This is a genomic window from Cytophaga sp. FL35 (assembly GCF_014349235.1).
Classification (GTDB): domain Bacteria; phylum Bacteroidota; class Bacteroidia; order Flavobacteriales; family Flavobacteriaceae; genus Euzebyella.
This window is the reverse complement of record NZ_JACSOH010000017.1, coordinates 15,748-39,812: the sequence shown is the minus strand read 5'-3', so window position 1 is coordinate 39,812 and position 24,065 is coordinate 15,748. Positions and strand designations below refer to the sequence as shown.

The 24,065-nt window shown below is 42.1% G+C and carries 22 protein-coding genes and 1 tRNA gene; 22 read left to right on the top strand and 1 reads right to left on the bottom strand.

Annotation, left to right across the window (positions count from 1 at the left end):
* Window positions 1–13: 13 nt before the first annotated feature.
* The 4 genes from BIZ36_RS14115 to BIZ36_RS14100 are packed head-to-tail and all read left to right on the top strand — an operon-like array spanning window position 14 to window position 5,812.
* Complete coding sequence (locus BIZ36_RS14115) at window positions 14–1,444, top strand: RagB/SusD family nutrient uptake outer membrane protein (RefSeq protein WP_187458533.1); 1,431 nt, start codon at window positions 14–16, stop codon at window positions 1,442–1,444.
* Between the two features lie 21 nt (window positions 1,445–1,465).
* Window positions 1,466–2,926: a sulfatase family protein gene (locus BIZ36_RS14110; RefSeq protein ID WP_286174804.1), complete on the top strand. Its 1,461-nt coding sequence runs from the start codon at window positions 1,466–1,468 to the stop codon at window positions 2,924–2,926.
* 20 nt (window positions 2,927–2,946) lie between these two features.
* On the top strand, window positions 2,947–4,320 hold the full coding sequence (locus BIZ36_RS14105; protein ID WP_187458532.1) for a sulfatase-like hydrolase/transferase: 1,374 nt from the start codon (window positions 2,947–2,949) through the stop codon (window positions 4,318–4,320).
* A 31-nt stretch (window positions 4,321–4,351) separates the two neighbouring features.
* A complete protein-coding gene (locus BIZ36_RS14100; protein ID WP_187458531.1) occupies window positions 4,352–5,812 on the top strand; it encodes a sulfatase family protein in 1,461 nt (486 codons plus the stop codon).
* 345 nt (window positions 5,813–6,157) lie between these two features.
* Here BIZ36_RS14100 and BIZ36_RS14095 read toward each other — a convergent pair.
* A tRNA-Met gene (locus tag BIZ36_RS14095) sits at window positions 6,158–6,230 on the bottom strand.
* 281 nt (window positions 6,231–6,511) lie between these two features.
* Between BIZ36_RS14095 and BIZ36_RS14090 the strand changes: the two genes are divergently transcribed.
* The 18 genes from BIZ36_RS14090 to BIZ36_RS14005 all read left to right on the top strand — a co-directional run bounded on the left by BIZ36_RS14090 (window position 6,512) and on the right by BIZ36_RS14005 (window position 23,932).
* Window positions 6,512–7,390: a HEPN domain-containing protein gene (locus BIZ36_RS14090; protein ID WP_187458530.1), complete on the top strand. Its 879-nt coding sequence runs from the start codon at window positions 6,512–6,514 to the stop codon at window positions 7,388–7,390.
* Window positions 7,390–9,075: a DUF6035 family protein gene (locus tag BIZ36_RS14085; RefSeq protein WP_187458529.1), complete on the top strand. Its 1,686-nt coding sequence runs from the start codon at window positions 7,390–7,392 to the stop codon at window positions 9,073–9,075. Before BIZ36_RS14090 ends, BIZ36_RS14085 begins: the two co-directional genes overlap by 1 nt.
* 118 nt (window positions 9,076–9,193) lie before the next feature.
* Window positions 9,194–9,502, top strand: coding sequence for a DUF6660 family protein (locus tag BIZ36_RS14080; RefSeq protein ID WP_187458528.1), 309 nt, complete (start codon window positions 9,194–9,196; stop codon window positions 9,500–9,502).
* A gap of 117 nt (window positions 9,503–9,619) precedes the next feature.
* A complete protein-coding gene (locus BIZ36_RS14075; RefSeq protein WP_187458527.1) occupies window positions 9,620–14,023 on the top strand; it encodes a CusA/CzcA family heavy metal efflux RND transporter in 4,404 nt (1,467 codons plus the stop codon).
* A 16-nt stretch (window positions 14,024–14,039) separates the two neighbouring features.
* Entirely contained in the window at window positions 14,040–15,284 is a 1,245-nt protein-coding gene (locus BIZ36_RS14070; protein ID WP_121850653.1) for an efflux RND transporter periplasmic adaptor subunit, read from the top strand.
* 114 nt (window positions 15,285–15,398) lie between these two features.
* Window positions 15,399–15,737 (top strand): P-II family nitrogen regulator, encoded by a 339-nt coding sequence (locus tag BIZ36_RS14065; protein WP_121848234.1) that lies wholly within the window; start codon window positions 15,399–15,401, stop codon window positions 15,735–15,737.
* Window positions 15,738–15,748: 11 nt separating this feature from the next.
* Window positions 15,749–16,171 (top strand): Fur family transcriptional regulator, encoded by a 423-nt coding sequence (locus BIZ36_RS14060; RefSeq protein WP_121848235.1) that lies wholly within the window; start codon window positions 15,749–15,751, stop codon window positions 16,169–16,171.
* A 33-nt stretch (window positions 16,172–16,204) separates the two neighbouring features.
* Complete coding sequence (locus tag BIZ36_RS14055; protein WP_121848236.1) at window positions 16,205–16,555, top strand: SpoIIAA family protein; 351 nt, start codon at window positions 16,205–16,207, stop codon at window positions 16,553–16,555.
* Window positions 16,556–16,569: 14 nt separating this feature from the next.
* Entirely contained in the window at window positions 16,570–17,340 is a 771-nt protein-coding gene (locus BIZ36_RS14050) for an AlbA family DNA-binding domain-containing protein (protein ID WP_121848237.1), read from the top strand.
* Window positions 17,341–17,432: 92 nt separating this feature from the next.
* Entirely contained in the window at window positions 17,433–17,789 is a 357-nt protein-coding gene (locus tag BIZ36_RS14045; protein WP_121848238.1) for a SpoIIAA family protein, read from the top strand.
* A gap of 26 nt (window positions 17,790–17,815) precedes the next feature.
* Window positions 17,816–19,804, top strand: coding sequence for a heavy metal translocating P-type ATPase (locus tag BIZ36_RS14040; protein WP_187458526.1), 1,989 nt, complete (start codon window positions 17,816–17,818; stop codon window positions 19,802–19,804).
* Between the two features lie 39 nt (window positions 19,805–19,843).
* Complete coding sequence (locus BIZ36_RS14035; RefSeq protein WP_187458525.1) at window positions 19,844–20,278, top strand: Fur family transcriptional regulator; 435 nt, start codon at window positions 19,844–19,846, stop codon at window positions 20,276–20,278.
* A 287-nt stretch (window positions 20,279–20,565) separates the two neighbouring features.
* Entirely contained in the window at window positions 20,566–20,799 is a 234-nt protein-coding gene (locus BIZ36_RS14030; protein ID WP_286174803.1) for a hypothetical protein, read from the top strand.
* Between the two features lie 30 nt (window positions 20,800–20,829).
* A complete protein-coding gene (locus BIZ36_RS14025; protein WP_353616849.1) occupies window positions 20,830–21,621 on the top strand; it encodes a cation efflux transmembrane domain-containing protein in 792 nt (263 codons plus the stop codon).
* Between the two features lie 36 nt (window positions 21,622–21,657).
* Window positions 21,658–22,569, top strand: coding sequence for a cation diffusion facilitator family transporter (locus BIZ36_RS14020; RefSeq protein WP_081894367.1), 912 nt, complete (start codon window positions 21,658–21,660; stop codon window positions 22,567–22,569).
* On the top strand, window positions 22,566–23,564 hold the full coding sequence (locus BIZ36_RS14015) for a sodium:calcium antiporter (RefSeq protein WP_121848244.1): 999 nt from the start codon (window positions 22,566–22,568) through the stop codon (window positions 23,562–23,564). Before BIZ36_RS14020 ends, BIZ36_RS14015 begins: the two co-directional genes overlap by 4 nt.
* A 3-nt stretch (window positions 23,565–23,567) precedes the next feature.
* Entirely contained in the window at window positions 23,568–23,741 is a 174-nt protein-coding gene (locus BIZ36_RS14010) for a hypothetical protein (RefSeq protein WP_162987828.1), read from the top strand.
* A gap of 14 nt (window positions 23,742–23,755) precedes the next feature.
* Complete coding sequence (locus tag BIZ36_RS14005; RefSeq protein ID WP_162987829.1) at window positions 23,756–23,932, top strand: hypothetical protein; 177 nt, start codon at window positions 23,756–23,758, stop codon at window positions 23,930–23,932.
* Window positions 23,933–24,065: the final 133 nt, after the last annotated feature.

The window sequence follows — 24,065 nt, the reverse complement described above, 5'->3', positions numbered from 1 at the left end:
AAAAAACATTCTTATGAAATCATATAAATATAAAATCATAGCCATCCTTTTTTGTTTAAATATGTTGAGCTGTTCAGATCGCCTTGATGAAGAAGTTTTTTCTGAGTTATCCCCAACAACTTTGTTTACTACTGAACAAGGAATTTCATCTTTAATGAATTCTGCTTATACCTATGCACATCGTTCAGGTGCAGTTGCGGCATGGGCACCATATCATATGGGTACGATGACTACGGGTGAAACTTGGGGAGCTGGTGGATCGATAGAAGAATTGTGGGTGCAATACATCAACTATACATGGACAAGTAATCATGATCATTTTCTTACCATGTGGAATACGTATTATAATTCAATTCGAGATGCTAATTTAGTTTTGGCCAATCTGGAAAATGAAGCATTTTCCAATACTTTTATTCAGATAACGGAAGCGGAGGTCCATTTTTTAAGAGGTTGGTGTTATTCTGAATTATACAAATTATTCGGCAGGGTACCCTTGTACAAAACTCCTACGGATGACCCTTTACAGCCAAGGGCTAGTGAAGAAGAGGTTAGAAATTTTATTGAACAAGAACTAATCGCTGCCGTAGAAACATTGCCTTTGGAACCAGAAGCCTTTGGTAAAGCTTCTAAAGGAATTGCACTAGCTGTACTTTCGAAATATTATCTGAACACAAAGCAATGGGAAAACGCTTCGGATACAGCCAAGAAGGTGATAGACTTGGACCAATACACTTTATTGTCAAATTACAGTGATGTTTTTGCAATTGAAAATGAAGGTAATGCCGAACTAATTTGGACACTTCCCAAATTAGCTAGTTCAGGTACGGCTAGTAATTTAGTTAATGCCTTAATTTTTCCACCTGCGTACCCTAGACCATTTTCGAATAATGCTGTTTATGCTGCAAGAACCTATTTATTTGATGAATTTGTCAACTCTTTTGAGGCAACGGACACAAGGGTATCGCAAATAATTACTGAATACTCTTTGGCAGATGGTACGGTCGTTGAGGGACTTGGTAATGATCAAACACATCCTTATAAACTTCCATGGGACCCTAATGCTGTAGGACCGAATGCAGGTAATGACATACCAGTAATCCGTTATTCTGATATATTATTGACGAGAGCTGAGGCACTCAATGAATCTTCTGGTCCTTCACAAGAAGTTATAGACCTTATTAATCAAGTAAGAAATAGGGCAAATGCATCTCCTTTGACGTTATCAGATTTTACAAAAAATTCTTTACGTGATATCATTCTAAGAGAGCGGGAATGGGAGTTCTATTTTGAAGGAAATTCTAGAGAAGATCAGATACGACATGGTGTTATGATTTCAAGAGCTCAGTCACGAGGCAAGAATGCCCAAGACTTTCATATACTGTTTCCTATTCCACAAACAAATTTGGACGCAAATCCTGTTCTGGAACAAAATCCGGGTTATTAATAAATTTTTAATTTGAACATTATGAATAGTTTAAAACTAGGTGGGCGGTTAAATTTAGTTATTGCATCCTATAGAAGGTATTGTATTTTTTTCGGAATCATATTGATTTTCAATTCTACAGCATTAGGCCAAGGTGATAATTCCAAGATGGAAAAACCCAATATAATCATCGTTTTTGCCGACGATCTCGGTTATGGTGATTTGGGGACATATGGACACCCGACAATCAAAACTCCACATTTGGACCAAATGGCCACAGAGGGTCAAAAGTGGACCAATTTCTATGTCGGCGCTAGTGTGTGTACCCCTAGTAGGGCTGCCTTGTTAACGGGAAGGCTTCCAGTTAGAAGCGGAATGGCAAGTTCCAAAAATCGTGTACTTTTCCCTGATTCCCATAACGGACTGCCGCAGTCTGAAGTAACTCTGGCAGAACAGATGAAAAAAGGCGGTTATGCTACAGCAGCTATAGGAAAATGGCATTTGGGACACAAGGAAGAATATTTGCCCACGAGCCACGGTTTCGATTCCTATTTTGGCATACCATATAGTAATGATATGGATAATATAGTGCCGTTCCGGTCTGCGGGAGGATATTTTGAATTTTGGAAATCTGAGGAAAGAAAGGACATTAATACATTCAATGTTCCCTTGATGAGGGATATGGAAATTATCGAGCGTCCAGCGGATCAACATACCATCACGAAGCGATACACCGAGGAGGCAATAAAGTTCATAAATGACAAAAGGGATGGACCTTTCTTTTTATACCTGGCACATAACCTTCCACATGTTCCTTTGTTTGCATCTAAGGAATTTCAAGGAAAAAGTCCAAGGGGTATCTATGGAGATGTGGTAGAAGAAATTGACCATAGCGTTGGCCAAATCCTAGATGAATTAAAAAAGATAGGAATCGATGAAAACACGATTTTAGTTTTCACTTCTGATAATGGTCCCTGGCTGATAATGAACGAAGAAGGTGGTAGCGCCGGACTTTTGCGAAATGGAAAGGGTTCTACCTGGGAAGGTGGCATGCGAGAGCCCTGTATTTTTTGGGCCCCTGGTAGAATTGCTCCTGGCATTATTGCCGATTTGGGCAGTACTATGGATTTGTTCACTACGTTTAGCAAATTAGCAGGTGTTGATATACCACAGGACAGGATTATAGATGGTGTGGATCTTGCCCCCGTGCTTTTTAATAAGGAGAGTAGCGCGAGAAAGGATATGTTCTATTATAGAGGAGATAAGTTGTATGCCGTGCGCAATGGTGATTTTAAAGCACATTTTATAACTCAAGATGCTTATGGTCCTGAAATAAAAGAACATGATCCTCCATTATTGTACAATTTAAGTATTGATCCTTCGGAAAAGTATGATATTTCAAAGGAAAATCCGGATGTAATTGCCAATATTGATCGTGTAGTAAAAGACCATGAAGACAAAATGGTAAAAGGGAAAGATCAACTTGCAAAAAGAGGGGATTAATTTAAATCCAAGATATCACTATGTTTAATAGGGTCTATTTTAATTACGTCTGCATATTAATTGCTTCGGTGTTTGGTTGTAAAATTTCGGGTCAGGACACTTTGGGTATTGTTGAGGAGCCTAATATTTTATTGATTCTCACCGATGACCAAGGCTATCACGACGTCTCGTATTACGGTACAGAGGATATCCGTACACCCCATATCGATCAAATTGCAGCATCGGGAATGCGCTTTGACAACTTTTATGCCAATTGCCCCGTCTGTTCACCAACACGTGCAGCCCTTCTTACCGGGAGGTATCAAGACTATGTAGGTGTTCCCGGAGTAATCAGAACTAACCCAAGAAACAGCTGGGGGTATTTGGATCCAAAGGCAACGCTCTTGCCACAAGCGTTAAAAATGGAAGGATATGCCACGGCAATTATTGGTAAGTGGCATTTAGGTCTGGAATCCCCTAATACCCCTGTAGAGCGCGGTTTCGATTATTTTCATGGCTGGTTGGGCGATATGATGGATGACTATTGGACCCATCGCCGTCACGATATTAATTACATGCGGTTCAATGGTCGTGAAATTGACCCTGATGGCCATGCGACGGACCTCTTTACGGATTGGTCGGTCGATTACATCAAAAGCCAAAAAGATGATAATCGACCTTTCTTCCTCTATTTGGCCTACAACGCCCCCCACTTCCCTGTACAACCTCCCAAAGAATGGCTAGACAAAGTAAATCGAAGGGAAAAGAACATCGATGAGACCCGTGCAAAATTGGTGGCTTTTATCGAGCACATGGATGACGGCATCGGAAAAGTAGTAACGGCTTTAAAGGAAAGCGGACAATATGAAAATACCATCATCATATTTACTAGTGATAATGGAGGTCATTTACCGAGCAAAGCCAACAATGGCCCCCTCCGCGATGGAAAACAAAGCATGTATGAAGGTGGCCTAAAAGTGCCAACGGCCATAAGTTGGCCCGGTAGGATCAAACCGGGGAGCAGCTCCACCAAAATGCAAATTTCAATGGATCTATATCCGACGCTACTTGAAGCTGTTGGGGCAAATTTGGAAAACAACAAGGAAGGACAAAGTTTTTTGTCCGAACTTATGGGGTCTGGGACATCTTCAAATGCCGAGCGTACCTTGTACTTTACTAGAAGGGAGGGGGGGGCTACTTACGGTGGCCAACCCATATATGCCGTGCGAAAGGGCGACTGGAAATTATTACAGAACAGTCCGTATGAACCTTTCGAACTCTATAATTTGAGTATCGATCCCCTTGAAGGGAACAACCTGATGAAAAAAAATCCTGAAAAATATAAGGAATTGAATGGTCAGTTGTTAAAGCACATTCAAATGGGCGGTAAGGTACCATGGCAAAACCCAAAATAGAGATTGATTTTGCTTAAATCTATCTATAAATATGAAGATTCACAATTTTATTAAATTGAGTAGTGTTTGTCTTGTATTCTATAATATTATACAATCATCTTATAGCCAAAGTAAAGTAAAACCCAATATTATCGTTTTTATGGCCGATGATGTGAGCTATAACGATTTAGGTTGTTACGGAAACTCCTTTGTCAAGACTCCGAATATCGATGGGCTTGCAAAAAAGGGAATAAGGTTCGATAATGCTATTCTTACCACTAGTTCTTGTAGCCCCAGTAGAATTAGTATTTTAACGGGGCGCTATCCACATAATACTGGGGCAGCGGAACTGCATACCGAACCTAAGAAAGACTTTAGTTCTATAGCCTCTGAACTGCAAAAAAAAGGGTACTATACTGGGCAAGCAGGAAAATGGCACATGGGAAAACTGTTACGCCAGGGGTTTGATAGCATTTATGATGAAAACGTCCAAAACGGGGATGGGGGCGAGGCGATGTGGATGCCTACCATTAAACAAAGGGATAAGAACAAACCTTTTTTCTTTTGGTTCGCGGCATTTGACGCTCATCGACCTTGGGGGCAAAATCGATTTTCAAAAACCCATAAGATTCAAGATGTTGAGGTGCCTTCTACCTTAGTCGATGACAAAGAGACGCGTGAAGATTTGACCCATTATTACAATGAAATTGCTCGCTTTGATGCATATATCGGTAAAGTGGTAGCGACCTTGAAGGCTGAGGGAGAATATGAGAATACCCTGATACTTATAATGGCCGATAATGGCCGTCCTTTCCCTCGAGATAAGACGAGAATGTATGATTCTGGCATAAAAACTCCATTTATAGCTCATTGGTCTGGTCGTTTAAAAGAGGGTATTAGCACGAGTTTGGTCAGTGCGGTTGATGTGGCGCCTACCCTTTTAGATGTGTGCGAGGTAGAAACACCGCGGAGTTTTCAAGGCAAGAGCTTTAAAAAACTATTTAAAGACCCTAATCTTGAGTTTAGAAAATACGCTTTTGCCGAACACAACTGGCATGATCATGAAGCCCACGAACGTATGGTACGTACCAAAGATTTTCTGTATGTTCTCAATTTTAGGCCTCAATTCCCCAACCAAGGTCCTGCCGATGCATTGAATAGTACCTCCTTTAAATCTTTACAAAGGTCTAGGGCCAATGGCAACTTGACTGCTGAGCAAAATGATGTTTTTCTTCAACCTCGACCTATGGAAGAATTATTCGAATTGTCTATGGATGAGCATCAGTACTATAATCTAAGCGGAAAAAATGAGTTTGAAGAAACCCGTCGTACATTAAAAAAAGTACTTGAGAATTGGATGTTGGAAACTGCCGACAGCGTTCCCGATGATTTGACTAAAGATTGGTACACCCGCGATAGTGGAAAAAAAATGGAGGAAAACTTTAAAGTTCGGGGTGAAATGCCTGGATGTAACTCAAATGCTGATGAAGTTAACAGTGGAGGGCCTTTTTAATGCTCTAGACGGATAATTATTTATGATTATATAAAGTTGATTTGTTAGTTAGTTAAAAAGGAGCAAAAAAATCGTTGCTCCTTTTTTATATTTTTTCTTTGACTCAAGTGAAAATTTCAGAAAGTTGAACCTTTGATTCGTATAGTCTCGAAAAAAAACAGCTATTTCTAGTTGGTCCTACATGTGGCGGGGATTGGATTCACGGTATAGCCGTGGGCCTATGGCTGGCTTTACAAAAAAGCTCCAAATACTTCGCAAAACATCCTTTCTTTTGTTCTCAATGTCGAAGTTAATTTCAATTGATTCCAAAAGAAAAGCTCCTTGAATTTTCAAGGAGCTTTTTTGTAGCGGGGACTGGACTCGAACCAGCGACCTTCGGGTTATGAGCCCGACGAGCTACCTACTGCTCTATCCCGCGGTTTCATAACTCTTTAATTAACAGCGAGTTAATAATCGCTTGATTTTATAAAATGCATACGCTGTATGCGATTTTATATACGGTAAAAGTATTATAAAAAAGTCTTGTTTCAAAGGATTTATTTAGATTTTTCATGAATAAATATAGTAAGCTCCCTTAAACAAATTCATCTATGAGAAGTAAATTCAAGAAAGTACATTGACATATTGGCTTATAGATTATTAACTGAAAGAAATATCAATATATTTATAGATATCATTCAGGTTACACGTACACCTCTTATGCAAACAATAATCAATACATGGCTAAATATCGCTCTTAATGATTTGGAATCTGTCATCTTGCTCCACCGAAACGGAAAGTATAGAAATTCATATTTTCTGTTCCAACAGGCAAGCGAGAAAGCCAATAAAGCTGCGGCTCTTTTCTCTGGCGATTTTACCGAAAAGGAAATCGAGGAGACATCCCACGATCAATTTAAAATTCCAAGAAAGATTATGGTGCAAAAAGAAGAAAAAATGAAGGCCACAATAGAGCTTCTTGAAAGCTATCCAATGCCTAAAGATCTGGAGCCGCTTTCCCATAAGAGCTTTGCCAAACACCATAAATCAATTTCAGCGGCCATTTGCAGTATAGACAGATTGAAAAATTGCGACTTGGTTAATTTTACATTGGAAGATCTCGATGGCTTTTTAGAAATCCTAACGGGCTTAGAAACCATTGAATATGCATTTCCGGAAAATAGCAATTCAATACTTAGGTCACAAATGCAGGCCATGGCAAGATACTTTGGGGAATTAGGTACGAAGGAAGCTTTGGAAACAAAAAGGGAAATTTTGAATATGCTTGCGGATAAAAAAAAGTCGCAAATGTATTTTCAAAATTTAATGCATCACCTGATACCAATTCAATTTGATTCTATATTTATAGACCATACATTTTACTTTTGCGCTTTACTGACCATTCAACATAGTTCGCGGACAAGATATCCCAAAAACGGAGTCAATCCTGAGGATATCTATACTAAAGAACTACCAATTGTACAGAAACAATTGGATTTTATGGAATGTTTAAAGGAGGCGATACTTCGATTGGAGAAAATGAATGGGAATAAACATGAGTTACAAAACTTGTTTTCGAACCTTACAATTGCCCAATAATGGAGATGTCGTTTCAAAGAAGTATAAAAGTAGCTTTTGACAAAACTTCTGGGGAGATTCTGGAAGCCGATGACGTCTTTGACACCGTTAAAAATTCATTTGAGCTTCGCAGGCAGTATCATAGGGATGAAGTGGAACTCTACTGTTGCGAGTGTGACCAAAAATTGAACGTTTCCGGTAGTAAGTATGATAGATTACATTTCAAGCATCAACCAAATGCGGCGTTCTGTTACTTAAAGGAGGCCAACCTATCGCAAGAGGAAACGGAACAATTGGCACAGCTTTATCGTGGAAAAGAAAGTGCAAGGCATAAAACACTTAAAAACAAAATAGCCGAGAAACTTTTCAATTTAGATGGTGTTGATTCCATCTGCGTAGATAATACCTTTATTTCTATTGGAAATGAAAAACGTAGGCCCGACGTGTATTGTAAATATTTGGACAAAGAACTCGTTTTCGAAATACAGCTATCCGATTTATCCTTGCGCTACATTTATGACCGTCATGATTTTTACAAACGGAAAGGAGTTTTTCTGATTTGGATATTGGATGATTTTGACGTTCATGGCCAGCGACAAATGGAACGCGATATCAAATATCTTACGGATTTTCAAAACTTCTTCAAACTGGATGAAGCTTCAGAACCTTTTAGATTGCTGTGTACGTACAAATATCCATTTCTAACGGAGGATAATAAATTGCTCAGCAAATGGATAGAAAAATCCGTCAGTCTTGGACAACTCAAGTTCAATGTTGAATCCTATCAGATTTATTATTTTGACTATGGGAAAAAGCTCAAGGTTAGAGAGAAAGAACATGCCAAACGTCTTCAAAGGGAAAGAGAAGAGGAAGTCAAAAATCAAGAGCGTCGAAAGAAGGTAGTGGCTGAAGAAAAAGCAAACTCAATAATCGATGACCTGCGATTCTTATGGAAAAATAAAGGGTATAATTTTTCTTCCATCGAAGAACAAATGGAAAATTTAGACGAATTTGAACTATCGATATTAAATAAATCCGATGCGTTTAAACCTAAAGATGGTCAACCAAGAATTCACCATTGGTTTTCAATAGCAAAAAAGGGTCATATGGGTTTCTTGGAACACATGATTGATAGTTCATATTTGGAAATCGACTTAAACGAAAAATCCAAAGACGACAAAACACTTCTTGCAACTATGTTTGAAAACATAGCTATTGAGCATAAGATGTGGCTTTTAAAAAGACTTATCCGAAAAGGATATAACTTAAAGAAAGAGGACGAAGCAATATTGGCCCAAATCGAAACAGACCCTATTGAATACGAATCGACATTAATAGTTTTTCATTTGGCAAATGAGCTAAATGGTTGTTATTTAATCGATGAACTTTTCGAACATAAACCCCTTGTATGCATAATTGAAAGCGCAAAAAGGGATAAGATTATTGGTTATCGATATCAAAAAACTCAATGGATAGCTTTTGCAAACAATGCTATACATAGTTACGCCGACTATTGGAGTTATATCGAAAAAGCCTTTAAGAACTATGGTATTTGGGAAAAATTGATGCTATTGGACAAAAAGAAAACCTTTCAAAAAAAGTTGGCAAAGTTCCATGCTACGAATCCAAAACAGATGGCTGATTGCCTACTCCTGCTAAATACCCTATATCCTGAATTGAAACATGATGATGAATCTGTATGGTAGTTGAATTAGCACCAAAGGATTATTTCTTGTGTTTTGATGCGTAATCATAAATTGCCAATTTTTCAGCCTTTCAAGTTTTTGCATAGGCGTTGCATCAATTTTTTTATATTTTTGTACCGTGAAATTTTTAACAATCATATTGTCCTTTTACTTTTTGGCACTCAATGTAGTGCCCTGTGGCGATTCGGGAACGGCTAAAGACGATGCCCAGGTCGTTTCGGTAATGGACTATGATGGCGACCACGATCAAGATTGTGAGCTGTGTTCCCCATTCTGCCAATGCCATTGCTGTCACGTACATACGATTGATTTTGGTATAATCGCTTTCACACCCTTACCAAATCCTGTTTCACAGGAAAACTTCTCACACTTCGAGAGCGTTTCCGATGGAGTAGTATCTTCAGTATTACAACCACCTAGAGCTTAATTCAGTTTTTTTAAGGATAGCTATGTCCTAACGTGATGCTTTTCAAAGCAAGCATCGCATCATAAATACATTGCATCTCTTGTATTGCGATGTTTAAACTGAATTAAATCTCTTTCTATGATTAATAAAATCATTTCATATTCCATTAATAACAAATTTATTATTGGTCTTTTTATAGTGGCACTTGTGGGTACGGGCATTTGGTCTATGGCCACTATCAATCTGGGTTCTGTTCCCGATATCACCAACAACCAAGTACAAGTTATCACAGTTGCCCCGAATCTAGGCACTGAAGATATTGAGCAATTTGTAACCTACCCTGTTGAGTTGGCAATGGCCAACCTTCCTGACGTTATCGAGCTGCGTTCAGTATCCCGTTTTGGATTGTCAGTGGTTACCATCGTCTTTGAGGACGAAGCAGGCACCTATCTTCCTCGGCAATTGGTGCAAGAAAAATTAACCGAAGTCGCCGGGGAAATCCCTGAAGGTTTTGGTACGCCTTTTATGGCTCCCATTACTACGGGTCTGGGCGAAATATTCCAATACACCTTAAAGGTAAAAGAAGGATACGAAGATAAATACGATGCAATGGAACTTCGTACCATTCAGGATTGGATTGTTAAACGCCAAATGGCATTAGTGCCCGGAGTTGTCGAGGTCAATGCTTTTGGTGGCTATGTAAAGCAGTACGAAGTTGCCATAAACCCTGACAAACTAAAAAGTTTTGGCATTACAATGAATCAGGTATTTGAGGCCCTTAAAGTCAACAATGCCAACACGGGCGGTGCTTATATAGAAAAAAACCATCAGGCCAACTTTATCCGTGGCGAAGGGTTGGCTCGTAGCATTGAAGATTTGGGGAACACAGTTGTAACGACCCAAAACGGAAGTCCCGTTTTAGTGCGGGATGTTGCGGAAAAAGTAGGCTACGGAAATCAAGTGCGCTATGGTGCTTTTACCCAAGACGGACACGAAACTGTTGGTGGACAAATTTTAATGCTGAAAGGCGAAAGTCCCGGCACTGTTATAGATAACGTGCAAAAGCGTATCGATGAAATTCAAAAATCACTTCCAGAAGGTGTTTACATTGAACCATTTTTAAGCCGAAGTGAACTTATTGGAAGAACCACGAGTACCGTAGAAACAAACCTTATTGAAGGTTCGCTTATCGTGATTTTTGTGCTTGTGCTGCTCTTGGGAAGCTTCCGTGGCGGATTGATTACCGCGTCGGTAATCCCATTATCATTACTCTTTGCATTTATCTTGATGAAGCAATTCGGGGTGTGGGCCAACTTAATGTCCTTGGGTGCAATTGATTTTGGGATCATTGTGGATGGCGCGGTAATCATTGTGGAAGGAATGGTATTCCACATTCATCAACGGATGAAAAAAACTACAACCGCCATTGGCCAATCTGAAATGGATGAAATCGCCTATGAATCGGCAAGTACGATGATGAATTCGGCATTTTTCGGTCAGCTTATTATCCTTATTGTATTTACACCGATTCTCTTTTTGACCGGTGTGGAAGGAAAAATGTTCCGTCCAATGGCATTTACTTTTGGATTCGCGGTTTTAGGAGCGATTATCCTTTGTCTTACTTACGTGCCAATGATTTCGTCAATGTTCCTTAAACCTGCTAAAAATCAGAACAGTTGGTTTGCCAAATTTGAAAACAAGATTGATAGGTTCAGTGATAAAATAATGTCCGGTTTAAACAAGGCGTATGTACCGTTGCTCAATTTCGCACTTCGGTTCAGGGCTGGTGTTGTTATTGGTGCGGTCGGGTTGTTGTTGATTGCAGGATTTATTTTCAGTAATATGGGTGGCGAATTTATTCCCAAATTTGATGAGGGCGATATTGCGTTTCAGGCTTTGATAAAACCGGGGAGCAGTCTTACAGAATCCATTGAGGCTTCAAAAAAACTTCAAAATTTAATCAATGAATTTCCAGAAGTAAAAACAGTAGTTTCAAGGATTGGCGTGGCCGAAATCCCTACGGACCCAATGCCAATGGACATAGCCGATAGTTACATTATTCTTGAAAAAGATAAGAGTAAATGGACTTCAGCAGATAGCAAGGAAGAACTCATAGAAAAAATACAGGAAAAAATTTCAGTAGTGCCCGGTGTAAATTTCGTATTTACGCAACCTGTAGAACTTCGTTTCAATGAACTGCTTACAGGTGTTCGGGAGGACGTGGCCATAAAATTGTACGGAGAAGATTTGGGTGTGTTGGCTGACAAGGTGCAAGAAATCGCGGCCGTCATCAGAACCGTTCCCGGCGCAGCCGACCTCAATGTGGAGGCCACGAGCGGTTTGCCGCAAATGACGGTGGAATACAATCGCGCGAAAATGGCACAATACGGTGTAACGGTTAATAAGCTGAATGATTATGTGAGTGCTTCATTTGCTGGAGAGCAGGCAAGTGTGATCTTTGAAGGCGAAAAACGGTTCGATGTGGTCATTCGTTTGGCGAAGGACTTTAGACAGGATATCAACAACCTTAAAAATCTGTATATCGACCTGCCCAGCGGCAACCAAGTACCCTTAAAGGAAGTGGCGGAAATCAGTTACAAACCTGGCCCGATGCAAATTTCAAGGGACAATACCTCGCGTCGTATTTCGGTAGGGGTAAATGTTCGTGGGCGCGATGTAAAATCAATGGTCGAGGAAATACAGCAAAAACTGGAAGCACAAGTAAAATTGCCACCTGGTTATTTTGTGACCTATGGCGGTTCGTTCGAAAACCTGCAACGTGCGACCGACCGATTGATGATCGTAGTGCCCATTGCACTCTTCCTAATATTCATATTGCTCTACTTTGCGCTGAGTTCGTTCTCGCAATCACTTATGATTTATATGGCAGTACCGCTGGCAGCTATTGGTGGTGTATTTGCCCTTTGGATAAGGGGAATGCCTTTTAGTATTTCTGCAGGTGTCGGTTTTATCGTGCTCTTTGGAGTGGCGGTATTGAACGGATTGGTACTGATCAACAAATTCAATGAATTAAAGGAAAGTGGAATGACAGACTTAAAAAAACGCATATACGAGGCAACTCACGAGCGCTTGCGCCCAATTTTGTTGACGGCAACGGCAGCTATTATGGGCTTTATACCAATGGCGATTTCTACCTCGGGAGGTGCTGAAGTGCAGCGACCATTGGCAACCGTCGTTATTGGCGGATTGCTTACGGCAACGTTTTTAACGCTTGTTGTCCTTCCGGTATTATATTATTGGCTGGAAGCCCGCAAAGAGCGTAACGGTAAAGGAGATGATCCAAGCTATATCAACAAAAGCACAACAGTTCTGGTGGTGCTATTGTGCTTGGGAGGATTTTTCACTTCCAATACAGTAAATGCACAGGAAAGTGGAATCGCCCAGACCGTAACATTGGAGGAGGCTATTTCCCTAGCAAAACAGAATTATCCATCGCTTAAGGAAAGCCAGGCTTTTATCGAGCGCGAGCAGGCGATGAAAGGAACAAGTTTCGATCTGGGTAATACCCAAATCTTTACGGGCAAGGAAGAATATGGCAATGACCTGCCCGGGGTACAGACCACGATCGGGGTGCAGCAGCAAAATGTTGATTTGCTCTCTGGGTTTTCAAAATCCAAGTTCTATAAAGAGCGTGTTCAGCTCGGCGAAAAGTTCTATGCCCTCAACGAGCAACAGTTGATCCGTAACGTGATGCAGGCCTATGACCGTATCAATTATAACAAGGCACAATTGCGCTTCGCGGAACAGTTGGACAGTGTTTACGCCAATTTCAGGACGGCCGCGGAACTACGTTACGATACGGGTGAAACCGGAAAACTGGAGTTTATTGCGGCGTCCTCGGAGTATCAACAGATACAGGTGCTCAGACAACAGGCCTATGACGATATCGAGATTGCAAAGCGCGCGCTAAAGCAATATTTGGGTATAAACCAAGACATCGAAACGGTGGGCCGATCCTATACACCGCTAAATTATCGGGCCGTTTTGGATTCCACATCAGTGGCCGACAACCCAATATTGCAATATTCACTGCAAAATGCCAAAGTGAGCAAAGCAAACGTGGGCGTGGAAAGATCACAGTTCCTGCCCCAGTTCAACCTCACGTACGGAAGGCAGATCGTAGACGATGTATCAGGGTTCAACACCTATCAGGCGGGTATCAGCATTCCGCTCTGGTTCTTCCCTCAAAAATCCAGGGTCAAAGCCGCCAAAGCAGACGCAATGGTAGCCGAAAATCAGTATCTGGAACAGAAGGCCATAACCGAAAGTAGGGTTTCCCAACTTTTAAAATCCTTGGAGAAGACCCAAAAGACGCTTGATTATTATCAAGAAGGGGCTTTGCTCTTGGCGGAAGAACAGATAGCAACGGCGGAACTGGCCTCAAGGGAAGGGGAAATCGATTATGTGAACTATATCACGATCCTGAACAGTGCCATAAGAATCAAACAAAACCATCTACAATTTATAAATCAGTATAACCAGCAGGCCATTGAGCTGCAATATCAATTGGGCAATCTATAATCTTAAAAAAGGAAAAATGAAGAATATAATCTTAATAAGCACCGTATTATTTACACTTATGTTCATGAGTTGTAACGATGCCCCAAAATCTGAACTTGGGCATAATGAAGCTGAAGGTGTATCAAAAACCGAAGCAGGTGGGGAAGAAGCCCACGGCGAAGAGGAAGGCGGCCACGGGGAAGAAGGAGAAGAAGGTGTTGTAGTACTTTCTACACAACAAATAGAGACCATTGACCTGGAGACCAGAACCTTGGAAAAAAGAAACCTCGGTAACAATATCAAGGTAACCGGAAGGCTTGAGCTATATCCTCAGGACAGGGCCAATATTAGTCCTTTCGTAGGCGGAAATGTACGTTCCATCAAAGTAATCGAAGGAGATGAAGTGCGAAAAGGAGAGGTTTTGGCCTATTTGGAACATCCCGATATTATCAGTATGCAACAGGAGTACCAAGAAAAAAACGATGAACTCGTTTTCCTTAAACAGGATTTTGAGCGAAAGCAGACCTTGTACGACAAAGGCGTTTCTTCCGGGAAGGAATTTCAGATGGCACAGTCAAAGTTCCGTTCCACTACCTCAAGTGTCAACGGCCTAAAATCAAAATTGCGCTTGCTCGGTATCGATCCTTCCAAGGTGGAAGAAGGACAGATCTACTCGGCCATACCCATATCGACACCTATATCCGGTTTTGTGGATGAAGTAATGGTAAGCCTGGGGGATTATGTGGCCCCACAATCAAAAATGTTTACGGTAAGCGATAATTCAGAACTCCATTTGGACCTTAAAGTGTATGAAAAGGATATCCCAAAGGTTCAGGTAGGTCAAAAAATCCATTTTACCGTTGCCTCGAAACCGGATGAACTGTTAACTGCAGAAGTGCACTCGATAGGTAAAACCTTTGAGGAAGATCCAAAAGCCCTGCACGTCCACGCGGATATCGATAACAAAAATGGCGACCTCTTACCAGGAATGTATGCAGAAGGAAGAATCGTGCAGGGAGAGAAATCGGGCTTTGCAGTACCCGAGGAAGCCATTGTCAAAGAAGGCGAACAGTCCTATGTTTTTATCGTGGATGAGGATGGGGCACCAGAAGAAAATAAAATGAAATATAAACGCATTCCCGTGAGTACAGGGGTCAACGACTTGGGTTTTGTAGAAGTAAACCTGCCTGCAGGAACGCCCGAAAATGTCAAAATAGTAACAAACGGGGCCTACACCCTTTCTTCGGAAATGGTCAAGGGCGAACTGGAGCACGGACATTAAACAACAATATAGATAAAGGTTTTGATTCCGGGTTTGTTATCGTCTTAATTAGTTAGTTGAAAATCAGAAAGCAGGCCCGGTTCACAATCGATTAAAAATCTAAATAGTATCATAATGAAAGAAATAAAAGCATTTGTAAAACCAAACCGCATCCAAAGGGTCATCGAAGCCCTTAGCGACAATGGTTTTAAAAGTATGACGCTTTCACAAGCGGAGGGTACCGGGGCGTTCAAGGCAAAAGGCGCGAAACCCTCATTGGATTTTCACGTATCCGATAGCCCGGTGGTAAAAGTGGAGCTGGTGTGCCAAAATGAGGAAGCACAAATGGCAATCGAAATTATTACGGAAAACGGAAAAACGCCCGACCCGGGCGATGGGATTATTTATCTATCTAATATTGAGGATGCCTTCCAGATCAAAACAGGCGAATCCTTAAAACGCTATGACCTTTAACCCCTTTTAAAATGGAAAGAATTGTCAAAAAACTGGAGAGCAAGGGAATACGGCCCACGCCGATGCGACTGTTAACCTATAAAAAGCTGCTGGAAAGCGAGGTAGCCATCAGTTTGGGAGAGCTGGAGAATTTTTTCGAGAAATCGGAACGGAGCACCCTTTTCCGGACGATGAAAACCTTTGAAGAAAACGCCATCGTACACCAAATTGAGGATGGTACAGGAGTTATAAAATACGCCCTTTGCGAAGAGAATTGTGAATGTGAGGTGGGCAACGACCTGCACCTGCATTTTCATTGCACCCGGTGCAACGAGACCGTTTGTTTGACCGACCGTAAAATTCCACAGGTCAATCTGCCCCAAGGATATATGGCAGAGGATATCAATCTGGTCGTAAAGGGTATATGCAATAAATGCAGTGACAATTTGGATTAGCCTTCAGGCGCGGAACATTAAAAGAATACAACGATGATAGCAATCTATAAAAAAGACCGAATCATATATACCATCGCAGATAAAGAGCTGGATACCGATGATAGGGCAACCCTGATCAAAGCTCTTAACGAACATTTAAAAGAAAATGAACAAGCCGCTTGGTATATGGAAATGGGCCTTCCCGAAAAAAGGGTATGGAAAAGTAGCGTTGAGAGGTTAGATTTTTCATTTTCCGAAGAGGCACGGTTTAAGAAAATAGCCTTGGTAGGCGATAAAATATGGCAAGAACGGTTTACCGAATCGTTATTGCCATTTAGCGAGGCTCATATAAAATTTTTCGGGCCGGAAGATGGAGATATGGCCAACAACTGGCTCGAACGATAATAACACCCCTATCGATGCAAAGAGGTAAAATAGGGATATGGCTTTTGGCAGGTTTTGCCTTTGGGGTCTTTATACTGCAACCCTTGGGCCTATCCCTTTTTCTCTTTGACCGGTCGGGCGATTCCGGTCACTGGCCAAGCTATTTTGGCGAGGCCTTCAAAACCGCATGGAACGTTGCCGATGTTGACCAAATTCTTGGAAACCTGTTGTTCGGGACAATGGGAAGCAGCCTTGCCCTGATGTTCTTCCTCAGAAAAAAGATTTTTCAACTGAACAGGCAACGGATGGACAGGCAAACCGTTCTCGAACTCATAAACAAGGGAGAGAGCAGCCGGGTGGAATTCAAGTCAAGCTTGCGATGGGACGTGCAGCAGGGCAAGGTCAACAAACAACTTGAGTTTATCATATCAAAAACCATTGCCGGGTTTATGAATACCGAGGGGGGCAAGTTGCTCATAGGTGTTGATGACGGGGGAACCATTCTGGGCCTGCAACAGGATTTCGATACGCTTAAAAAGCCGGACAGCGATGGCTTTGAGCAGTATTTGATGCAATTGATCGCTCTAAAACTGGGAACCCATCTTTGTACGCTAGTGAACGTAGCATTTTTTGGGTTTGGTCTAAAGCAAGTGTGCTGTATCGAGATTTTACCAGCCCAAATGCCGGTATATGTGACCCTTGAGGGACGGTCACGGTTTTATATACGCACGGGCAATGCCACACGCGAACTCGATTTGCCCGAAGCCCTGGTGTATATAGGTAAGGAAAAGGCACAGTACAACTAAAAACGGGAGGTTATTGGGCCATGCAGGAAGGATTATTTGCACTTCCGTTGCACAATTGTTTTAATTAGATTGATTTAAAAAAATATACAAATATGGTACAGATAATAAACTTGGAACAGGAACACCTAATTGCCGCTAAAATCAGTGGAAGACTTACAGAAAAGGATATGGAAAAGATGCATCCGCTTATCCACAACATCATAGAAAAAGGGCATAGAGTGGATTTCTATTTTGAAATGAAAGATTTTGAAGGCTATACCCTTAAAGGCTTTTGGGAAGACCTAAAGATTGATTCGGCTCACTTGGGAGATTATGGCAAGATGGCCTTTGTGGGCAACAAAAAATGGCAGGAATGGGCCGCGAAGGCAACTGATTTTTTCATAAAGTCTGAAGTTAAATTTTTTGATATTTCCGAGAAATCACAAGCCCAAAAGTGGATTAAATCTTAATTAACGATAACAAAACCATTAATAATATGAAAGACAAGGAAAAACACAGCAAAGGCGATGGCCACAATCACGACCACGGTGGCATTTTCGGCAAAAACACGGAGCTCTATTTTGCAATTTTAAGTGGGGTCACACTAATAACAGGTTTCCTGTTGGAAAAGTATTCAGGGGTTTCAGCTAACATCCCTTTTGGGCTCTATATTGCAGCCTACTTTTTTGGAGGTTATTTTACCCTAAAGGAGGCCATTACCAAAGTGTCCAAAGGCGAATTTGAAATCGATTTCCTGATGCTGGTCGCAGCTGCAGGAGCCGCCTATCTGGGCGAATGGGCAGAAGGTGCCTTGTTGCTGTTCCTTTTTAGTCTGGGTCACGCATTGGAAAACTATGCAATGGGCAAGGCAAAAAAGTCCATTGCGGCACTGACCGACCTCGCCCCAAAAACAGCCCTTCTCAAGAAAGATGACGATACCGTTGAAGTGGGTATTGAAGAACTACAGGTGGGCGACATCATCGTGGTGCGCCCCAACAGCAAGATATCCGCCGATGGTGTAATTGTAAAAGGTAACAGTAGTGTTGACCAGGCTCCCATTACCGGGGAAAGCGTTCCGGTGGACAAAACACCAATAGAAAATCCGGACAAAGAGTATACCTCAAAAAGCAATATTCCCAATGAGAACCGTGTATTTTCAGGAACCATCAATGGTAACAATACCCTTGAAATAAAGGTAATCAAAGAGGCAAAAGATTCTACCCTCAACCGCTTGGTTACAATGGTTCAGGAGGCTCAAGACCAGAAATCGCCCACCCAGTTGTTGACCGACAAGTTTGAGCGGTACTATGTGCCAGCGGTCATTATACTGGTCGTTGCACTGAATTTTGCTTTTTTGGTCATCGATGAACCGTGGAGCGAAAGCCTATACCGTTCCTTGGCGGTATTGGTAGCTGCAAGTCCGTGCGCGCTCGCCATTTCTACGCCATCTGCTGTATTGAGTGGTGTGGCAAGGGCTGCGCGTGGCGGGGTCTTGATAAAAGGCGGTCGCCCATTGGAAGATTTAGGGGTGCTTACCGCATTGGCCTTTGACAAGACAGGAACGCTTACCGAAGGAAAACCAAAGCTGACCGACGTCGAAAGCTTTGGCAGCATAGATAAAAAGGAACTGTTGGAAATTGCTATTGCGGTTGAGGAACTGAGCGACCACCCCCTGGCAAAGGCAGTTGTACGGGACGGAATGGAAAGGCTTGGGAAGGACGCCAAAATTCCCGATGCCGATGATTTGGAAGCCGTACAAGGCAAGGGCATAAAGGCAAACTATCAAGGGAATTCCATTTACATAGGCAATCTTGAGCTTTTCGAGGATATTGATAAGGGCGTTCCCAACGACGTATCAGAAAAGGTAAGAGCACTTGAAGGGGAAGGAAAGACCACGATGCTTATCAAAAGGGGCGATGAATTTATAGGGATGCTCGGGCTGATGGACACCCCACGGGAAAAAGCCAAGGAGACCCTTGCCCAACTAAAGGAAATAGGCATCAAGAAAATGATAATGCTTACCGGAGACAACCAGAAAGTGGCCGACGCTGTAGCCGAGGAAATTGGGTTGACCGAAGCACGCGGAAGCCTGCTTCCCGAAGAAAAAGTGGAGGCCATCAAAAAACTTGCGGAACAGGAAAATAAACTGGCAATGATAGGTGATGGGGTCAATGACGCCCCTGCTATGGCAAACAGTACCGTTGGTATTGCAATGGGTGCGGCGGGAAGCGACGTGGCTTTAGAAACCGCAGATATAGCACTAATGGCAGACAAACTGGAAACCTTGCCTTTTGCCATCGGTTTGAGCAGAAAAGCGAAGGCGATAATCAAGCAAAACTTATGGGTTAGCTTGGGGGTTGTTGCCCTTTTAATTCCTGCGACAATTATGAGTTGGGCAAGTATAGGGATAGCCGTGGCCATTCACGAGGGCTCTACGTTGGTAGTGGTGGTCAATGCATTGCGTTTGCTCGCCTACAAAAAATAAATTCAATAAAGGAGATTGCCTTTGAATCAAGATTAAAAAATGAACAAAACGGAAAAAATATTGTCAAGTCACGGTATTCGCCCTACTCAAATGAGGTCCAAGATATACAGGTATCTGAGAAGGAAGCAAAGTGCCGTGTCCTTTTCCGATTTAAAAAAGGTCTTTGCCGAAAAGAGCGAAACCAATAAGACAGCAAACAGAACGACCTTTTATCGCAACCTCAAGATTTTTGAGGATAAAGGACTTATTCATCAGATAAATGATGGAACCGGAGTGGCAAAATTTGCGATTTCCGGTGAAAACACCAAAGGTAAATACAGTACGGATTTACATCTGCACTTTCATTGTACCGAATGTAAGAAAACGATCTGTTTGCCAAATAAGATATCCGAAGAAAGTTTACCAGATGATTATAAAATAAACGATGTCAACTTGGTATTAAAAGGGATATGTGTGAAATGTAAGGAAAAATAACAGGTGGGAGTTCCAGAACTTTGAACCCTTGTGCCCAAGAGTCAAGTCCAAGGTTCTGCCACCTTATTTAACCAAAAAAATACAACTATAGAAAAATATGATATAACAATTATTGGTTCGTGTTTTGGCGATAATGGAATTCAGGGCAGCGGCAGAGGATATTGCACGGATGCCCCACGGGCATCCCACATTTTCAGAAACCTTTAAGGAAGCCTGTCTGGCCGCTACCGAAGATAGGGCATTGCATATATAAATATTGGGGCAAGCAATACCATATAAATTATAAGATGATGAAGAAAGTTCAGAAGCTAACCCAAGAAATCAACAAATTGACAGTAAGGATAGAACGGGAATATCTCGAACTCTATCGGTATTTGGATGAGAATCCCATAAGGATTCCCGTAGATGATGAAGCAAAACCGACCATTAAATCGTTCGCTGATTATTTGGAGAGCTTAAAATCGATTTTGGAAAAATATATGGAATCCCATAATAGTAAAGATTTAAAACACCAAACTTAGAATTTAATACAGATTATTTAAATGTCCACTATAAACAAAAGCACTTTTAAGGTAAGTCAAATGGATTGCCCTTCCGAAGAACAGATGATAAGGATGAAACTGGAGTCAAATCCTCAAATCAAATATCTGGACTTTGACATTCCGAAAAGAAAATTAGATGTGTACCATCAGGGGAATGCCCAAGAAATAAATGTGGCATTGGGTGCATTAAAGCTGGGGGAAAAACTCTTGGGAACAGAAAAGGCGGAAACACCTATTGCCGAAGACGAGACCAAACAAAAGAAGATACTCTGGTGGGTCTTGTACATCAATTTTGGGTTTTTCGTTATCGAAATGACCACGGGATGGATTTCTTCCTCGATGGGCCTTATTGCGGATTCACTAGATATGCTGGCCGATTCCATTGTGTACGCATTGAGCCTTTTTGCCGTAGGCGGCGCTATTTCCAGAAAAAAGAAAGTGGCGAAGTTCAGTGGCTATTTTCAAATGGCCTTGGCCCTGCTGGGATTTTCGGAAGTCGTGAGAAGGTTTTTGAGCAGTAGCGAAACCCCTTTGTTCCAATGGATGATTATCGTTTCCATTTTCGCCCTTATCGGCAACCTCGTTTCCCTATGGTTGATAAACAAGGCCAAAAGCAAGGAAGCGCATATGCAGGCAAGTGCCATCTTTACCTCAAACGACATTATTGTGAACGGCGGGGTAATACTGGCAGGGGTGCTGGTTTATTTTTTAGACAGTAAATGGCCCGATTTGGTCATAGGCGGTATTGTATTTGCCTTTGTGATGCGAGGAGCCATTAGAATTTTAAAATTGTCCAAATAACGTATTGGGAAGAAAAGAAATAGCAAAAGAAAGATTTTGGAAAGGAATCCAAATGCCATATCCCGAATAGGACTCAAAACTACCCTCGTAGGTATTTTGATCAGTGCATTATTGGCATTGATCAAAGGTTTGGGCGGGGTGTTCGGGCATTCTTATGCCCTTATTGCCGATGCGATCGAATCCGGGGCGGATGTGCTGACATCCGCACTATTATGGGCCGGGTTGAGATGGTCGTCAAGGCCACCGGATGAAAACCATCCCTACGGACACGGTAAGATAGAGGCCCTGGTGGCGGTGGGTATTGCCATAGCCCTAACCATTGCAGGTGGTATAATCATAAGGGACAGCATCGACCATATTCTGGTACCCCACAAAACTCCTGCACCCTTCACACTCTTCATACTGGTATTTGTTGTCCTCACGAAAGAGGCGTTGTATCGCTATGTCATGAAAACAGGTGATGAAATCAATAGTTCGGCCGTCAAGGCCGATGCATTTCACCATAGGAGTGATGCCATTACGTCGATAGCCGCTTTTATAGGGATTTCCATAGCATTGATCGGTGGCGAAGGGTTTGAGATAGCGGATGATTTCGCGGCACTCATTGCAGCGGGCATTATTCTGTTCAATGCCTATAAAATAGCTAGGTCATCGGTAAGGGAGTTGCTGGACGAAGCTGTTGAGCCCGAATTTCGAAATGAGGTTATCCGACTGGCCGAAGCCGTTCCTGAAGTGGTAAGGGTAGAGCGCTGCCATTCCCGAAAGATGGGAACGGCCTTTCATATCGATATGCATATTTGGATCGATGGGGAATTAACTGTGACCGAGGGCCATGATATTGCACACAAAGTAAAGGAGAGATTGTTCAGGTCATATTCCGAGATACTTGACGTGCACATCCATATCGAACCTAGCAAAGAGAGAAATGTTAAAATGACAGAATTATGAACATATGGCCATGGGTACTCGTTTTGGGCCTAGCGGCCTGGGCAGCACACTGGGGTGCGGATCGATTGTTGACTCCTTTAAAGTTGCTCCGCAAGCAATGGGGGCTTACCGCATCCGCTGGAGCCGCTTTTCTTGCCCTTGTAACGGCCAGTCCTGAAGTTGCCATCAATATAACCAGTGCGGCACGGGACGTTTCCGATATTGGCCTGGGCAACTTATTGGGTTCCAATATTATTTCCATTCCCTTGATGGTGACCATAGCTTATTTTGCTTCCAGGAAACAATTCAAGAACAACAAGGAACATCAAGAACATCTTGATAAAAACATTCTGGCGTTGAACAAACGTTCGGTTTCCGTACTGTCCCTTCCTTATCTGGGCATTATCGCCCTTGTGGCCATTTTAACTCTGCCAAAGCCCTGGCGTGGCCTGCAACCTGTGGACGGGTGGATTATGCTGGCGGCCTATGCTGCGTTCTTGACCCACGCAATCATAAAAGGCAAGGAAAAGGGCAAAAAAGTAGAATGGAACAAAAAACAGGTCTGGTTATCGATTGCCGGGGCCTTTGCGATAGCAGTTGGCGCTTTTTTCATAGTGAAGGCGACCGAAAATATTGTTTCTGCCCTAAATATTTCTGAAATCGTGGGAGGCCTTTTCATCACGGGCATAATGACCACGGCACCGGAAATATTCAAGACCTGGAGCGTGGTAAAAGGGGGCGAGGTGACAGCGGGCACCACCAGTGTTATTGCAGACAATGCCGTAACGATGACGGTGGCATTTTTTCCGCTGGCTTTGGTAACCACCCCCATTGAGGACTTTGAACTGTTCTGGGTCAACATGGCCTTTGTCGGGCTTATGCCGCTGCTTTACACACTATTTGTGCACCAAAGCAAGGAACTGCACGGTTTCTCTCGTTGGCAGATTTTTGTATTTGATGCGGCATATATAGTTTATTTACTGGTCATGGTTTTTTACGTGTTGAAACTTTTTTGATAGATGAAAGACGAACTTTTTAAAGATTGCTCGATGAGGCTCAATATGCTGGATGAAAACATCCACAAATTGGCCGTAAAGTATGCTAAAGAATACTATACGACAAACCAATGCTCCAAGGAGGAAGACCTTGAACGCGGCATTGTAAAAGCAGAGATGGAAGGGCGAAAGCTCTAAAAAAAGTATACAATATGGACTGGACATTTGAAGATTTCAAAACAAAACTTGATGGCCTACAGCCGTCAGTTCGGAAGAAGGCCCTCAAAATTGCACAAGAATTGGTAAAGGAGAATGGGTATTCTCGTGAGAAGGCCATTACGGAGGGAATCAAACGTGCAGAAGAATGGTTTTATGACCTTAGGGGATAGCATTGGTGCGTTGATTTTAGTAAAGCACAGTATAATATGTCACGGGAAAGGAGAAAGCGGAGACTAGAGGAAAAAAAGGAGAATTCAATAAACAGGAAAGTAAGAACCAGAAAGGAGAAAGGGTATTGCCTGT

Excerpts from the sequence above, each read along its gene's own strand:
- BIZ36_RS14115 (WP_187458533.1), top strand. The coding sequence starts at position 14 with ATGAAATCATATAAATATAAAATCATAGCCATCCTTTTTTGTTTAAAT.
- BIZ36_RS14110 (WP_286174804.1), top strand. The coding sequence starts at position 1,466 with ATGAATAGTTTAAAACTAGGTGGGCGGTTAAATTTAGTTATTGCATCC.
- BIZ36_RS14105 (WP_187458532.1), top strand. The coding sequence starts at position 2,947 with ATGTTTAATAGGGTCTATTTTAATTACGTCTGCATATTAATTGCTTCG.
- BIZ36_RS14100 (WP_187458531.1), top strand. The coding sequence starts at position 4,352 with ATGAAGATTCACAATTTTATTAAATTGAGTAGTGTTTGTCTTGTATTC.
- BIZ36_RS14090 (WP_187458530.1), top strand. The coding sequence starts at position 6,512 with ATGCAAACAATAATCAATACATGGCTAAATATCGCTCTTAATGATTTG.
- BIZ36_RS14085 (WP_187458529.1), top strand. The coding sequence starts at position 7,390 with ATGGAGATGTCGTTTCAAAGAAGTATAAAAGTAGCTTTTGACAAAACT.
- BIZ36_RS14075 (WP_187458527.1), top strand. The coding sequence starts at position 9,620 with ATGATTAATAAAATCATTTCATATTCCATTAATAACAAATTTATTATT.
- BIZ36_RS14070 (WP_121850653.1), top strand. The coding sequence starts at position 14,040 with ATGAAGAATATAATCTTAATAAGCACCGTATTATTTACACTTATGTTC.
- BIZ36_RS14065 (WP_121848234.1), top strand. The coding sequence starts at position 15,399 with ATGAAAGAAATAAAAGCATTTGTAAAACCAAACCGCATCCAAAGGGTC.
- BIZ36_RS14060 (WP_121848235.1), top strand. The coding sequence starts at position 15,749 with ATGGAAAGAATTGTCAAAAAACTGGAGAGCAAGGGAATACGGCCCACG.
- BIZ36_RS14055 (WP_121848236.1), top strand. The coding sequence starts at position 16,205 with ATGATAGCAATCTATAAAAAAGACCGAATCATATATACCATCGCAGAT.
- BIZ36_RS14050 (WP_121848237.1), top strand. The coding sequence starts at position 16,570 with ATGCAAAGAGGTAAAATAGGGATATGGCTTTTGGCAGGTTTTGCCTTT.
- BIZ36_RS14045 (WP_121848238.1), top strand. The coding sequence starts at position 17,433 with ATGGTACAGATAATAAACTTGGAACAGGAACACCTAATTGCCGCTAAA.
- BIZ36_RS14040 (WP_187458526.1), top strand. The coding sequence starts at position 17,816 with ATGAAAGACAAGGAAAAACACAGCAAAGGCGATGGCCACAATCACGAC.
- BIZ36_RS14035 (WP_187458525.1), top strand. The coding sequence starts at position 19,844 with ATGAACAAAACGGAAAAAATATTGTCAAGTCACGGTATTCGCCCTACT.
- BIZ36_RS14030 (WP_286174803.1), top strand. The coding sequence starts at position 20,566 with ATGATGAAGAAAGTTCAGAAGCTAACCCAAGAAATCAACAAATTGACA.
- BIZ36_RS14015 (WP_121848244.1), top strand. The coding sequence starts at position 22,566 with ATGAACATATGGCCATGGGTACTCGTTTTGGGCCTAGCGGCCTGGGCA.
- BIZ36_RS14010 (WP_162987828.1), top strand. The coding sequence starts at position 23,568 with ATGAAAGACGAACTTTTTAAAGATTGCTCGATGAGGCTCAATATGCTG.
- BIZ36_RS14005 (WP_162987829.1), top strand. The coding sequence starts at position 23,756 with ATGGACTGGACATTTGAAGATTTCAAAACAAAACTTGATGGCCTACAG.